Origin of the sequence: Chryseobacterium endalhagicum, assembly GCF_016745235.1 — a bacterium.
GTDB classification, from domain to species: Bacteria; Bacteroidota; Bacteroidia; order Flavobacteriales; family Weeksellaceae; genus Chryseobacterium; species Chryseobacterium endalhagicum.
This window is the reverse complement of the sequence record NZ_JAELVM010000001.1, coordinates 972958-987967: the sequence shown is the minus strand read 5'-3', so window position 1 is coordinate 987967 and position 15010 is coordinate 972958. Positions and strand designations below refer to the sequence as shown.

Below are 15010 nucleotides of genomic sequence, written 5' to 3'. Positions count from 1 at the left end.
AGTTTATTGTTCAAGGTTAATGGAACAAAAAAAAATACTGATCATCACCTATTACTGGCCTCCTGCGGGAGGTCCTGGTGTTCAAAGATGGCTGAAGTTTGCAAAATATCTGCCTGATTCCGGCTGGAATCCCGTGATCTACACCCCTGAAAATCCAAGCTATCCTTTGCTTGATGAAAGTCTTTTAAACGAGGTTCCCCGGAATATAGAAATGGTAAAGACCAAAATATGGGAACCTTACCAGCTGGCAGAAAAGCTGAATAAAAGCAATAAAAAATTCAAAGCAGGACAATTTGATGTCGGTAAAAACCAAAGCTGGAAATCCAGACTTTCCATCTGGGTAAGGGGAAACTTTTTCATTCCTGATGCCAGGGTATTTTGGGTAAAACCTTCCATTAAATTCTTAGAGCAGTACCTGAAAGAAAATAAAATAGATGTGGTGGTGACTTCCGGTCCGCCCCACTCTCTTCACATGATCGGCCTTGGACTTAAAAATAAATTCCCCGACCTGAAATGGATTGCGGACTTCCGTGACCCATGGACCGAGATTTCTTATTACAAACATCTAAAACTCACCAAAAGTTCTGACAGGAAACACCGTCAGCTTGAAAGTGCTGTTTTTAAAAATGCAGATATTACCCTGGCCACCAGCTATACGGATGCAGAAAATTTCAGGAAAGCAGGTGCCAATGCAGTTTGCATTACGAATGGTTTTGATGAAAGTGATGCTTCGGCTCCGCTCAGCATGACAGATGAAACGACGGATGGACCAATCAGCAAATCATCAGATCAGCAAATTAACCAATCTTTCACCCTTAGCTACATCGGGGTCCTGGAGCAGCTCCGGAATCCTGAAAACCTTTGGAAAGTACTGGATGAACTGGTTAGGGAAAATAAAGAATTTGCAGACCACTTTACCCTGAAATTTGCAGGAAGAGTGGATGATAAAATCCTTCAGTCTATTGAAAGTTCAAATCTGAAAAAACATATCCTGAATCTTGGGTATATTTCCCATGATAAAGCCGTGGAAGAAATGACAGGTTCAGATCTTCTGCTCATCACCAACTTCCCGAGCACTTCTTCAAAAGGGATTATTCCTGGGAAAATTTTTGAATATCTGGCAACCGGAAAGCAGATTATTTCTTTCGGTCCCGATGAAGCTGATGTTTCAAGGATTTTAGCCGAGACAAATGCAGGAAAACATTTCAGATATGAAGATGCCAAAGCGGTAAAAGATTTTATTCTGGAAAAATTTGAGTTGTGGAAAGATGGAAGTACTGTTGCCAATACTCAGAATATTGATCAGTTTTCAAGAAGAAATCTGACGAAAAAGCTGGCTGAGATTTTAGGTTAACCTAGAAAATCCTTGTCAGGATTTAGAATCTTGACAAGGATGAAATAAAATAAATGCTTCGTGAACTACGTTCGTAAATTTTCAATTTATGCTCAGCATGACCTCTCTAATACATTATTGTAAAGTTGAGAAAGGGTATGCTGAGCAGAGTCGAAGCATTCTTATTATAATCTGGCTTGATTTAATTTCTTAAATCGTCCATTGATCATTCACAACAGCGATCAAATATTGCTTTCCCTGGAATTCCTCAAAGACAAAACGGATAGTTTTCCAGTCCATTTCACCGTTTTTTCCGGTTCCTTTTATATAGTTTTCCGTGAAATCTTTTCCGGGATATATTTCCTTTAAATTATTCAGTGAGTTTCCACCAGCCTGGAATTTATTCAATGAGTATTGCGATACTGTAAAATCTTTAGAGAAAACCCACTTTCCAAGATAATCATTGATCGTTGTCTTGTATGGATCTCCGGAACCATCCATCGCGCCCCAGGTAAATGCTGTTTTCAAAGGCTGGTTCTTTTCAAAATCAGCTTTGGAAAAATGCAGATCTTCTTTTGGATTCACAAATCCGTACATGGAAAAACTGATTCCTTTTTCGGGATGGATAAATGATGTAAATGTTTTGTAATCTTTATTTTTTAAAGCCAGCAGAATATCATCATTAGCTTTTTTTACAGCCACCTCATCCGTTTTCTTTTTCTGCTCTGCTGCCTCCAAATTTTTTTCCTTCGCCTGAGCCATGGAATCTATGACATTGGGAACCGGTTTTTCAGGATTTTTCTTACAGGCCGTCAACAAAGACAATACCAATATTGGAATGATCAGGTTTTTCATTTTTCAATTTTTTAATGCCAAGGAAACACCAAAACTGGTGCCAATACCATCGTTTCAATAGATCAATTCTGTTGGCCGCTTTATGCTTAATACCGTGGTTTTAAGTAAATTTGTGCTATGGAAATTTTAGACATCCTTATTATCGGAGGCGGGCCTATCGGTCTTAATTGTGCTCTTGAAGCTAAAAAAAATAATCTGACTTATCTGATCATAGAAAAAGGAACTATTGTCAATTCTTTATATCATTATCCTTTATATATGCGCTTTTTCTCTACCGCAGAAAAGCTTGAGATAGATGGCATTCCTTTTATCTCCACCGCTCCTAAGCCCGGACGTCAGGAAGCTCTGGAATATTATCAGGGAATTGCAAGACAAAGGGAAATTAATATCAATCTCTATGAAAAAGTGCTGAAAGTTTCTAAAACAGGAGATATTTTTGATATTGAAACTTCAAAATCAACCTATAAAGCTAAAAATGTTGTGATTTCCACCGGATTCTACGACATCCCCAACCTGATGAACATTCCGGGAGAAGACCTTCCAAAAGTAAAACATTATTATACAGAACCTTATCCTTATGCAAAGCAGAAAGTTGTGGTGGTAGGTTCAAGCAATTCAGCCGTGGATGCAGCCCTTGAAACGTACAGAAAAGGAGCTGATGTAACGATGATCATCCGCCACTCTGAAATTTCAAAAAGTGTGAAATACTGGGTAAAACCGGATATTGAGAACAGAATTGCAGAAGGAAGCATTAAAGCTTATTTCAATTCTGAAATTGCAGAAATCACGGAAAATACCGTTATTTTTAAAGACGAAAACGGACAGTCTGTTGAGATTGAAAATGATTTTGTACTCGCACTGACCGGCTATCTTCCGGACTTCGGGTTTTTAAGAAATTCCGGAATAGAACTGCAAGGCGACTGTCTGAATCCGCTTTATCATCCTGAAACCATGGAAACGAATGTCCCGAATCTGTATCTGGCCGGAGTCGTTTGTGGCGGAAAGGATACACATCTGTGGTTTATAGAAAACTCGCGTATTCATGCGGAGATGATTGTGAGGAATATTGTTGCTGGAATTTAGAATTTAGATTTCAGATAGCAGACGTCAGATTTCAGACTGAATATTCTGCCGCTTAGACGGTTATATTTAACGTTAAAGTTGGAACATCGCGAAGGCGCAAGATAATCTTAAAATAATACGTTTTAAGGCGCAAGGATTTTATCTCCGATAAAATTGATTGAAAATATTTGTCCGGAAAATTCTAGCTTCATTATAAAGATCCGCTTGATCTGCTCAATCTGCGGGAGATTTTTTCATCGCGCAGATTGAGCAGATTTAGATACTGGATTCAGATATGAGATGTCAGATATGGTACCTGGTTTCAGAAAAGAAGTTTTACAGACTTCAATAACCTCCATCTTCAAGCTTCCCTCTTCCATCCAAAACCCCTAAAACTCTCAAACTCTCCAACTCAAAAACCCCTCATCCTCTACTCTCCCGCTTTCTTCTTAAGCATCCACGGAATCACAAAATAAAACCCGGCGGCAATACCTATCGCCAGAAGCCCGGTTCCTATCCAAAGCGTATTGAAGCCTAGCTTATCTGCCGTCATAGTTCCTACATAAGGAGTAATGATAAAGGCAATGGCAATGGCGATCCCGTTCAGTCCCATATAGGCACCTTTATTGTTTTCTCCCGAACGCAGGGCAGTTATAGTTGACATAAACGGAAGAGTCCAGATCTCACCGATGCACAGCAGGGTCATAGAAACCACAAGCGTAAGGATGGAATAATCAAATGCGAGCATAGCGTAAGAAACGCCGCATAATAAAGTTCCAATGAAGAGCGTAAATGCCAGATTGAAATATTTTTCTGCAATCTGTACAAAACCCATCTCCAGCAAAACAATCAGGAAGCCGCTGTAGCCAAGGATATAACCGATACTCTGCTGGCTTAAATGCGCTGTATCCTTATAAAAGATGGTCAGTGTGCTGAATAGCTGGAAAAAGCATATCGCGAACAGCATACAAATGAAACTGTAGATAAGAAATTTTCCGTCACGGTAAGGCGAATTTTCCTTTTTTACCGGAGCTGCTTCTTTTGTTTTCCTTGATTTCAAGGTAGCCAGCTTATTTCTTTTTCTGAAAAACCGGATGTACATTAATCCCGCCAACAAGGCAGCCAGAGCATTCGAGAAAAACAAGAATTCATACGAAATAGCAGATAAGATTCCTCCCAATGCCGGACCTATGGAAAATCCCAGGTTCACCGCCATTCTGTTTAATGAAAAAGCTCTGGTGATATTTTCAGGTCTTGCATATTTAGTGATCGCCACAGAGTTGGCAGGACGGAAGGTTTCACTCACAATACTCTGAATCAGGATAATTGCAGCCAGTCCCACCTCTGTTTTAAAAAGCGGAATCAGACAAAATAACGGTACGCTCAGCAGCAGACTCAGACTCTGGACACGGTATTCTCCGATTTTATCTGTGATCAGTCCTCCCAGCCATGAGCCCAATACAGACCCAATACCAAAAAAGCTCAAAACAATTCCTGAGTTTTCAATACTGAAATGAAGGTGGGCCGTCATGTATACACCCAAAAAAGGGAGCACCATAGAACCCGCACGGTTAATCAGCATAACCAACGCCAACATCCAGCTCTCTTCTGAGAGTCCTTTAAAAGAACCCGTATATACGCTAATAAGTTTCACAATAATTATTTTTTTGGGAGAAAGTGAGTAAAGTACAAAATTAGACAAATTGGCTCAGAAGCCCCTTTAAAAGGAACTTTTTTTATCAATCATTTTAATAGAGACCGGAATATAACCCTTGAAAGGGAATTAATCCGGTCAATTTTCATTTGATTGTAAAATAAAAAAGCAGGACTTATAAAAAGCCCTGCTCCTATATGGATCATGTTTCAAGATTATTCCGGTTTGAAAGAATCTTTCAACGTTACAGTGCGATTGAATACCAGATTGGAATCCGTAGAATCCTGATCTTTCGTAAAGTAGCCTATTCTCTGGAACTGAAGCGGCTCTCCTACTGCCACATCTTTCAGGGCAGGTTCAGCAAATGCTTTGATAGTCGTTACAGATTCCGGATTGATGAAGTTTAAGAAATCCACATCTTTCTCAGCATCAGGCTGCTCTACAGTGAAAAGCTTTTCATAGATTCTTACATCTACCGGGATTGCATGAGCAGCAGATACCCAATGCAGCGTACCTTTTACTTTTCTTAAGCTTTCCTCGGTTCCGCTTCCGGACTTGCTCTTTTCATCGTAGCTGGCATAGATCGTAGTGATCTCACCGTTTTCGTCCTTCTCTACTCTTTCCGCTTTAATGATATAAGCAGATTTTAAACGGACTTCTCCGCCTAATTTAAGTCTGAAGAACTTATTATTAGCCTCTTCTTTGAAATCTTCTCTTTCAATATATAATTCTCTGGAGAAAGGAACTTCTCTTGTTCCCGCATTTTCCTGTTCCGGGTTGTTTTCCGTTTCAAGCCACTCTTCCTTACCTTCAGGATAATTTTCAATGACAAGTTTTACCGGATCTACAACAGCCATCACACGTTTTGCCACTTTGTTCAGGTCTTCACGTACACAGAAATCAAGCAGCTGGATCTCGATAAGGTTCTCTCTTTTCGCCACCCCTACTTTCTCAATAAAGTTCTTGATGGAAGCCGGTGTGAAACCTTTTCTTCTCATTCCGGAAATAGTAGGCATTCTCGGATCATCCCAGCCTGTTACCGCTTTTTCAGCAACAAGTCTCTGAAGCTTTCTTTTGGAAGTGATCATATAAGAAACGTTCATTCTGGCAAATTCTCTCTGCTTAGGCGCTACTTTGGATTCGTCGTAAACCTGCTCCAGATACCAGTTATAAAGTGGTCTGTGGTTTTCAAATTCCAATGAACATAATGAGTGTGACACTTGTTCCAGATAATCGGATTCTCCATGTGCCCAATCGTACATCGGATAAATTTTCCATGCAGTACCTGTTCTGTGGTGAGGTCTTTTAAGGATTCTGTACATCACAGGGTCACGCAAATTCATATTCGGGGAAACCATATCGATCTGAGCACGAAGAGACATAGCCCCTTCTTCAAATTCACCATTCTTCATTCTTTCGAACAGGTCAAGAGATTCTTCTACCGGACGGTTTCTGTACGGTGACTCTATTCCCGGTTCTGCAGGATTTTTTCTCTGCTCTGTGATCACTTCAGACGGCTGCTCATCTACATAAGCTTTTCCTTCTTTGATCATCTGTACGGCCCATTCGTAAAGCTGCTGGAAGTAGTCAGATGCATACAGCTCTTTGTCCCATTTGAAACCTAACCATTCAACGTCTTTCTTGATAGAATCTACGAATTCCTGTTCTTCTTTTTCAGGGTTCGTATCGTCGAAACGAAGGTTTACAGGAGCGTTGTATTTTTCACCCAGACCAAAGTTGATGCAGATGGCTTTTGTGTGGCCAATATGCAGATATCCATTCGGTTCAGGGGGAAAACGGAAACGGATCTGATCTTTTTTCAGACCGTTTGCCATATCATCTTCAATAATTTGCTCAATAAAATTGAGTGATTTTTTTTCTTCTTCCATTAAATTAGCTTTTGTTTTGTACAAAAAAAGTTGCACAAAGTTACGGAAAATTTGGGGCTTACGGAAATGATAATTGAAGAGCTGAAATGATGTTAATTCAATATTTTTCATTAATTTAGATAAAACTAAGTACCATCTCCAAAATTACCGTCTATGGCTGTTTATATCCTAAGCAATCGTAAGATCGTCCGCCATAAGGGCGAAAAAGCAGATTCATTTTCCAATGATGAATACTCTATTCCCAATTTCCGGATCGCAAAATGTGATTTTGACACTTACAAAGAGCCTGCTGCGGCAGCCAAAAAGAAGAAAGATTACACCAACCGCAATATTTTAAACTATAAATTATTCTCCGAACCCGAAAAACAGGGCTATGAAGACGTTCTGGAAGTTCTTCAAAGTGAAAAGGGAATTAAAACATCAACACTGACCGCAAACAACCTCGGCGGTACCCAGAGACTTTTCTATGAACTTTATAAAAATATGTCTTCTACCAAAGACAGAAGTGATGTTCTGATCTTTATCCACGGTTATGCCTATGATTTTGACGATGAATTAAAAGCAATCATTGACCTTAAGAAACTGTTTATTGATAATCCGGCCTCGCCCGTTGAACATATCCTTTTTGTAAGCTGGCCGGCCTCCAGCAGTATTGTTCCTCTTACCTATTTCGATGATAAGGCTTCCAGTATCAATTCCGGATCATCGCTGATGCGCCTGTTTTATTTTTACACCCAGTTTTTAAAGGATATTTTTTCAAACCGCGATCTCGCTCCCTGCAACCAGAGAATACATCTGATGGCGCATTCTATGGGAAACCGGGTTCTTCAAAGTATGCTCTACAGTCTTAAAAGAGAAAACATCCTGCGGGTCATTGACCAGGTGCTGCTTTTAAATGCAGATGTCACGTACAAGGTATTTGAGGATTCGGAAGATTCATTCAATAAGCTTCCGTTGCTGGCCAACCGGGTTTCTATTTATTTAAACAGAAAAGATACCATTCTGGGCATTTCACAATTCACCAAAAATATCCTCACGCCGAGATTAGGGAAAAACGGGCCCGGTGACATTGAAAAGTTCAAAGATATTGTGTCTGTGATTGATTGTACTCTTGCGGAAGATGATGTTCTGAACAGCTTTAAATATGAAGTGGGAAATCATTGGGGATACCTTTCCAGCTCCATGGTACAAAAGGATATTTTCCAGAATTTGTATGGGGTGGATAAGAACTTAATAACAGGCAGATCTAAGAATAACGAATATACTTTTACTATTATTTCTTAACACTATATTAAAAAAAACGCCATGAGATTAATCATATGTTAAACTTTAAACTGCTGTTTAAGTTGGCATGGAGATTGCAATTTTCATTAAACAGAGAAATACCATTATCATGAAAAGAATTAAAAACAAGTTTTCTAATATATTGGATTATATTAAGAAAGCAATTTTTGTAAAAGATGTAATTTAATTCAGAGTATTAACCATTTAAAAGAAAAACTATCCGACCATAAGACTACTTTAAATTGATTAGCGACCTTGAGATATCTTCCAGAAATTCATTTGGAGGATGATTTTATTTTAAATCTTTCACAATCTTTTTCACTAAAAAGAATTTTTATTACATTAAAGCATAAATCCTTTGAAGGTGAAATTTGTTAATTTAAGTTAAATCCTTGCATAATAAAAAAAAGAGATTGATATTTACTGTACCAATCAAACTAAAACTTATTATGAAAAACATGAAAAAACTTAAAAAAGCAGAGTTAAGAGTGATCAAAGGAGGTATCATCCCTATTGGCTGCAACAGCTGGGATCCTAGAAAAAGATGCTGCAGATCATGGGATGATGAGCATATGAACAACCCTGTCTGCCCTGAAATTTAATTGATCTTCTTACGAGGTTTTAAACCAGAGCATTTCATTCTTCAGTTCTAAACTGGATTCGAAATTATTTACAAATAAAGATCCGGTGCCCAAACCCTGCGGCATCGGACTTTTTTTTGTGTAGGTATACTGAGCAATGGCATTCAGACCGATATTGCTTTCCAGTGCAGAAGTGATCCACCATCCGATATTCTGTTCCTCTGCCAGCGAAATCCATTCATCTGAACCTGCAAAACCGCCAACCAATGCTGGTTTTAAAATAATATACTGAGGCTTAATAGTTTCTAAAAGTTTCTTTTTCTCAACAGGATCTGTAATTCCGATCAACTCTTCATCCAAAGCAATTGGTGTAGGTGTTCCAGCGCACAATGCCTCCATATCAGCCCAATTTCCAGCTTTTACTGGCTGTTCAATGGAATGAATATGAAGTTCTGCCAGCTGCTGTAAGACAAGTTCCGCCTCTTCCCTGCTGAATCCGCCATTGGCATCCACACGAAGTTCCAAGGCTTCTTTTGAGAATTTTTCTCTTAATTTCTGGAGAATTTTGTGTTCGGATTCCCAGTTAACACCAATCTTCAGTTTGATGCAGTGAAATCCCTGTTCAAGCTTTTCCCGGATCTGCTCTTCCATATAATGAATATCGCCCATCCAGATGAGTCCATTGATCATAATAGCAGATTTTCCTTCGGTAAATTCGCTTGGAAAATAAAGATCAGCCCCATTTTTAAGATTCAGGAGCGCCTGCTCATAACCAAACCATATGGATGGAAAATCTTTCAATTCTTCTTTTAAATAAGAGAAGTCCAGATCAATATTTTCACAGAGCCATTTCAGCTTTTCTTCATAATCCGGACGATCGTCAAAGCTCAGACCTCTGAAAACAGCGCATTCGCCGATCCCTTTTCGGCCCTGTTCTTCTATTTCGAGAATAAAGGTCTCTTTTTCATTCAAAACGCCGCGAGATGTTCCACTCGGGCGTTTGAATTCTAATAAATATCTGGAATATTTTGCTTTCATTACTTTACACTGTCGATGCGCATAAATTCCTCCGCTTTTTCTACCATGTTGATACTTCCGCAGAAAAACGGAATTCTCTGGTGAAGCTCGGTAGGCTCTACTTCAAGAATTCTTCTGAACCCGTCTGTAGCTTTACCTCCGGCCTGCTCAGCAAGGAACGCCATAGGATTACATTCGTAAAGCAGTCTCAGTTTTCCGTTCGGAGCCTGTGAATAGGAAGGATAAATATAAATACCTCCTTTCAGCATATTTCTATGGAAATCCGCTACTAAAGAACCGATATATCTTGAAGTATAAGGACGGTCGCCTTCTTCCATCTGACAGTATTTCAGGTAGTTTTTAACTCCCTGAGGGAATTTGATGTAGTTTCCTTCGTTAATAGAGTAAATTTTTCCGCTGGCAGGAAATGTCATATTCGGGTGGGAAAGATAGTAGGTTCCTAATGAAGGATCCAATGTAAACCCGTTCACCCCGTTTCCTGTTGTATAAACAATCATGGTGGAAGAACCGTAGATTACGTATCCTGCTGCAATCTGGTTGATTCCTTTCTGAAGGAAATCTTCCAGCTGAACCGGAGTTCCCGGCTCTGTAACTCTTCTGTAAATAGAGAAAATAGTTCCTACGGAAACATTCACATCAATATTGGAAGATCCGTCCAGAGGATCAATCAGTACTACATATTTGCTTAAGTGCCCGTTTTCGCCGCATTTGATGTCAATAAAATCATCATTTTCCTCGGAAGCAATACCACAAACCACCTCTCTCTGAGACAAAGCTGTAATAAAAATCTCATTGGCAATCACATCAAGTTTCTGCTGCTCTTCTCCCTGAATATTCTGATTCCCTGCAGCCCCCGTAATATCTACAATTCCCGCTTTATTTACTTCTCTGTTTACCACTTTTGAAGCCAGTCTTATTGCACTCAGAAGACGGGAAAATTCCCCGGTAGAATACTGAAAATCTTCCTGTTTATCAATAAGAAATTCTCCTAAAGTCTGTAATGGTTGATTTGACATATTTTTCTTTTTACGTTTTCCCCAAATTTCGGAAAATTTATCGGAGAAAGAAAGCTTTTATCATAAAAGACCTTAACCACTGTTTTTCAATATCATACAGAACCAATACTGATCTACACCTGAAATTCCTGCTCTATAATTAATCCCCATTTGATGACAATAAATCAATGAAATTCTGATAATCCGTCTCAAGTCTCAATTTTAATTAAATCTTAATTCCTTCCAAGCGCCAGACTCTTTCATATCTCGTTGTAAATTTATAATTTTGACCTCCGTAAAAAACTCATGTAATTTTTAATCTAACAATTTTATTTTAAACAAATTAATGAAAATTTTCAAGTTTGGTGGAGCATCTGTAAAAGATGCCGAAAGTGTAAAAAATGTGTCCATGGTTTTACAAAGCCAGGGCTTTGCCAAGTGTCTGCTGGTTATTTCAGCGATGGGCAAGACGACTAATGAATTGGAAAAAGTTGTAGAACTTTATTTCAAGAAGGATAACTATCAAACTGAGATTGAAAAGATAAAACGAAAACACATTGAGATTGCGGAAGGTCTGTTTCCTGAGAACCACGCTGTTTTTGCTGAGATCAATGTATTTTTTGATGATATCGATTCTTTCCTGAGAAGAAACAAATCTCCTAACTACAGCTTCGTGTATGATCAGGTAGTAAGCTGCGGAGAAATGATTTCTACGAAGATCTTAAGTGAATATCTGAACGAAATTCAGTTTACCAACCAATGGCTGGATGCGAGAGATTATATCAAAACGGACAGTTCTTACAGGGAAGGTACGGTAGACTGGGCAAAAACAGAGGAATTCATTTCGACCTTAAATCAGGAGATCTGCTATGTAACGCAGGGCTTCATAGGTTCTGACGATAATAATTTCACGGTAACTTTAGGAAGAGAGGGTTCAGATTATTCTGCGGCTATTTTCGCCTACTGCCTGAATGCTGATGCCATGACGATCTGGAAAGATGTGCCGGGCGTGATGACCGGAGATCCGAGAAAATTCAGTGATGTATCTCTTCTTTCCAATATCTCTTATGAGGAAGCTATTGAAATGGCTTATTACGGAGCGAGTGTGATTCACCCGAAAACACTACAGCCTTTACAACAGAAAAACATTCCTTTTTATGTAAAATCTTTTGTAGATCCTACCAAAGAAGGAACTAAAGTTGGGGCTTCTGACAAGAACCAGCATGAAGAATCTTATATTTTAAAGGAAAACCAGGTTCTTTTAAAGATCTCTACGAGAGATTTCTCATTCATTGCAGAAGATCATATGAGCCTTATTTTCGGATATCTTTCCAAATACAAGATCAAGGTATCTCTTATGCAGAATTCTGCTATCTCACTGGCTTTATGTCTGGAAGACAAATTTGACCAGGTGGATGAGCTTAATGAGGAACTTCAAAAAATATTTAAAACCAAAGCCGTTAAAAATGTATCTTTATTCACAGTAAGAAATGCGAAGATGGATCATATTGACCAATTTTACCAGGAAAAAAATGTATTATTGGAACAGATTTCCAAGAATACGGTTCAAATGGTAACACAATAATATTAACTGCGACTAAACACATATGAGTTTAATTTCGAAAAACGATCTTATCACAGCTTCCGGCTTAAGCAAAATCGGGTTCCTCAAAAACCCGGTTGCATCTGCCGTGATGAGCATTGCCAAAATAAATGAAGTTAATAGATTATACGATAAATTAAAGGACAAGGAAGGCAAAGACTTTTTCGACTCATTTGTAAGGGAAAGAAACTTAAGCTATATCGCTTTTGAAGAGGATCTGGCTAAAGTTCCCAAAACAGGACCGTTTATTTTAGTTTCAAACCATCCGCTGGGAGCCATTGACGGCATTTTAATGTGCAAAATCCTTTCGGAGGTACGTCCGGATTTTAAGGTGATGGGAAATTTCCTTTTGGAAAAGATCAAACCTATGGCTCCGTACGTTATTTCCGTGAATCCTTTTGAAAACAGGAAAGATGCTTACAGCAGTACTTCAGGAATGCGTGAGACCCTGAAACACATTCAGGAAGGAGGCTGCGTAGGGATTTTCCCTGCCGGGGAAGTATCCAATAAGAACAATCCTTACGGAGAAATTCTTGACAGAGACTGGGAAAAACCTGCTCTTAAGCTGATCAGAATGGCTAAAGTACCGGTAGTTCCGTTGTATTTCCATGCAAAAAACAGCCGCCTTTTTTACCAGGTGGCCAAGCTTCATCCAAGCTTACAAACCCTGATGCTTCCTGCCGAAATGATGAATGACAGGGAAAAACCTATCAGAATCAGAATTGGAAAGCCTATTACCGTAAAGGCGATGGACGAAATGGAAACCATTGAAGAACTCGGAGAATTTCTGAAACGTAAGGTCTATATGATGAAATCTTACTACGAAAAGAGAAAATCATTAGCCCAAACCATTAATCTTAAAAATTTAACGGTAAAATTCCCGCTTTTAAAGGAAGAAAATATCGTTCAGAATATCATTGACGAAACGCCCAAGGAAGACATCTTAAAAGATATCAGCAGGCTGAAGGGAACGGACAAAATGCTGTTCAGCAACGGAAATTACGAGATTTATTTCACCACTTATGAGGAAATTCCTTCTGTGATGAGAGAAATCGGGCGCCAAAGAGAGCTCACATTCCGTGCTGTAGGTGAAGGAAGCAATCTTCCGTTCGACCTGGATGAATATGACAAGCATTACCACCATCTTTTCCTTTGGGACAGCAGTGCCGAGAAGCTTGCCGGAGCTTACAGAATGGCCCTTGGTAAGGATGTGATGAAGAAATACGGCATCAAAGGATTCTATACAAGCTCTCTGTTTGAGTTTGAGCAGGACATTCACCCGTTCTTCAAGAAAGTGATCGAAATGGGCCGCGCCTATATCTGTGAGGAGTATCAGCAGAAGCCGCTTCCGCTTTTCCTTTTATGGAGAGGAATTGTTCATGTGTGCTTAAGAAATTCCGACCACAAGTTTTTAATGGGAGGTGTAAGTATCTCCAATAAGTTTTCTGAATTTTCCAAGTCGCTGATGATTGAATTCATGCGCTCGAATTACTTTGATTCCGCGGTGGCACAGTACATCACCCCAAGAAATGAATACAAGGTAAAACTGCGCGACAGGGATAAGAATATCTTTTTCGAGGAAATGGAGTCTGATCTGAATAAGCTGGATAAGATTATTGATGATCTTGAACCAGAATTGAGACTGCCTGTTCTGATCAAGAAATACATCAAACAGAACGCTAAAGTAATTGCTTTTAATGTGGATCCGAATTTCAATGATGCGATTGACGGATTGATGTATATCCGGATCAGTGATCTTCCGGAAAGTACGATAAAACCTGTACTTGAAGAGATGAGCGACCAAATCAGAAAGGAACAGGAAAATAATTCAGCTGAAAATCAGTAAGTTTTATTTTTATTGAAAAAAAGTCCCGTTAATACTTGCTTCATATAAGAAAACTTACTACTTTTGCATCACTTTAAAACAACGAAGTAAGTCAACAAAAATATAATGGTTTCTTAGCTCAGTTGGTAGAGCAATGGATTGAAAATCCATGTGTCCCTGGTTCGATTCCTGGAGAAACCACTTGAAAACCTCTAATTTATTTAGAGGTTTTTTTGTTTTTACTAAAGATGCTGTTTAAACACAAGAAACACTAATATTCTCAATCATCTGTGCAAATCTGCGAAATCTGTGGGAGAAAATACTTTTTATATTGCTTTAAAAATTTTAACAATCGCAAGGGTAAACAAAAGTTTTTTGAAATGAAGCTATTTTTATAAAGATAAACAAAGGCATTTCATTTAAAAAAGTAAAACAATACCAAAGCTCAACCAATTCTTTCCTTTTGAAACAGAGTGAAACAAAAGTTCAGGGGGAGAATCTTTGTATTTCGGAAATAAGTGAAACGCCTTTGTTTATCTTACCTGTAAAGAAATTTAATCAATTCTTTGTTTTTCTTTGTGTGAAAAAAAATGAGCAAAAAAGCGTTGGAACACTCTTCATTATAATTCCTTTAATAGTTTTTCAGATTACTTATGTTTAGTAGAAGAATAATTATGTTTTTTTTCAACGCAAAGTTTTCCTGAAGGTTCCTGATGATTTTAAGAAAAGCAAAGATGGTGGCTGCGCCACTGATTAAGCATACGGTTATAGTGTACACTTAGTGGAATCAATCGGAGGTTGATTTTTTTCTTTGCTAAATTTAATGAGCGGAATTACAATAGAACCTTGCGTGATACTTTTGATATTGCTTTAAACATTTTAATAATCGCA

General features: G+C 38.6%; 11 protein-coding genes and 1 tRNA gene. 7 read left to right on the top strand and 5 right to left on the bottom strand.

Annotation, left to right across the window (positions count from 1 at the left end):
* Nucleotides 1-19: 19 nt before the first annotated feature.
* The gene (locus tag JET18_RS04420; protein ID WP_202089397.1) at nucleotides 20-1354 is read left to right on the top strand and encodes a glycosyltransferase family 4 protein; all 1335 of its coding nucleotides are present in this window, start codon (nucleotides 20-22) and stop codon (nucleotides 1352-1354) included.
* Nucleotides 1355-1543: 189 nt separating this feature from the next.
* On the opposite strand, the gene JET18_RS04415 is transcribed toward JET18_RS04420, so the two are convergent.
* Entirely contained in the window at nucleotides 1544-2188 is a 645-nt protein-coding gene (locus tag JET18_RS04415) for a hypothetical protein (RefSeq protein WP_202089396.1), read from the bottom strand.
* 117 nt (nucleotides 2189-2305) lie between these two features.
* Between JET18_RS04415 and JET18_RS04410 the strand changes: the two genes are divergently transcribed.
* Nucleotides 2306-3271, top strand: a complete 966-nt coding sequence (locus tag JET18_RS04410; RefSeq protein WP_202089395.1) for a YpdA family putative bacillithiol disulfide reductase — start codon at nucleotides 2306-2308, stop codon at nucleotides 3269-3271.
* 409 nt (nucleotides 3272-3680) lie between these two features.
* Here JET18_RS04410 and JET18_RS04405 read toward each other — a convergent pair whose 3' ends face one another.
* Both JET18_RS04405 and JET18_RS04400 read right to left on the bottom strand, forming a co-directional pair.
* Nucleotides 3681-4847, bottom strand: a complete 1167-nt coding sequence (locus JET18_RS04405) for an MFS transporter (protein WP_202090711.1) — start codon at nucleotides 4845-4847, stop codon at nucleotides 3681-3683.
* Between the two features lie 272 nt (nucleotides 4848-5119).
* Complete coding sequence (locus tag JET18_RS04400; RefSeq protein ID WP_202089394.1) at nucleotides 5120-6793, bottom strand: glutamine--tRNA ligase/YqeY domain fusion protein; 1674 nt, start codon at nucleotides 6791-6793, stop codon at nucleotides 5120-5122.
* Nucleotides 6794-6946: 153 nt separating this feature from the next.
* Here JET18_RS04400 and JET18_RS04395 point away from each other — a divergent pair, with 153 nt between their 5' ends.
* Nucleotides 6947-8077, top strand: coding sequence for an alpha/beta hydrolase (locus JET18_RS04395; protein ID WP_202089393.1), 1131 nt, complete (start codon nucleotides 6947-6949; stop codon nucleotides 8075-8077).
* Nucleotides 8078-8535: 458 nt separating this feature from the next.
* Nucleotides 8536-8679, top strand: a complete 144-nt coding sequence (locus tag JET18_RS04390) for a hypothetical protein (RefSeq protein WP_202089392.1) — start codon at nucleotides 8536-8538, stop codon at nucleotides 8677-8679.
* A 9-nt stretch (nucleotides 8680-8688) separates the two neighbouring features.
* On the opposite strand, the gene JET18_RS04385 is transcribed toward JET18_RS04390, so the two are convergent.
* Together JET18_RS04385 and fbp are read right to left on the bottom strand one after the other, a co-directional pair.
* Entirely contained in the window at nucleotides 8689-9696 is a 1008-nt protein-coding gene (locus JET18_RS04385; protein ID WP_202089391.1) for an o-succinylbenzoate synthase, read from the bottom strand.
* Nucleotides 9696-10712 (bottom strand): class 1 fructose-bisphosphatase, encoded by a 1017-nt coding sequence (gene fbp / locus JET18_RS04380; protein ID WP_202089390.1) that lies wholly within the window; start codon nucleotides 10710-10712, stop codon nucleotides 9696-9698. Before fbp ends, JET18_RS04385 begins: the two co-directional genes overlap by 1 nt.
* 325 nt (nucleotides 10713-11037) lie before the next feature.
* On the opposite strand from fbp, the gene JET18_RS04375 reads away from it, so the two are divergent.
* The 3 genes from JET18_RS04375 to JET18_RS04365 all read left to right on the top strand — a co-directional run bounded on the left by JET18_RS04375 (nucleotide 11038) and on the right by JET18_RS04365 (nucleotide 14320).
* A complete protein-coding gene (locus JET18_RS04375; RefSeq protein ID WP_202089389.1) occupies nucleotides 11038-12276 on the top strand; it encodes an aspartate kinase in 1239 nt (412 codons plus the stop codon).
* Nucleotides 12277-12298: 22 nt separating this feature from the next.
* Complete coding sequence (locus JET18_RS04370; RefSeq protein WP_202089388.1) at nucleotides 12299-14140, top strand: lysophospholipid acyltransferase family protein; 1842 nt, start codon at nucleotides 12299-12301, stop codon at nucleotides 14138-14140.
* Between the two features lie 107 nt (nucleotides 14141-14247).
* A tRNA-Phe gene (locus tag JET18_RS04365) sits at nucleotides 14248-14320 on the top strand.
* The last annotated feature ends 690 nt before the right edge of the window (nucleotides 14321-15010 follow it).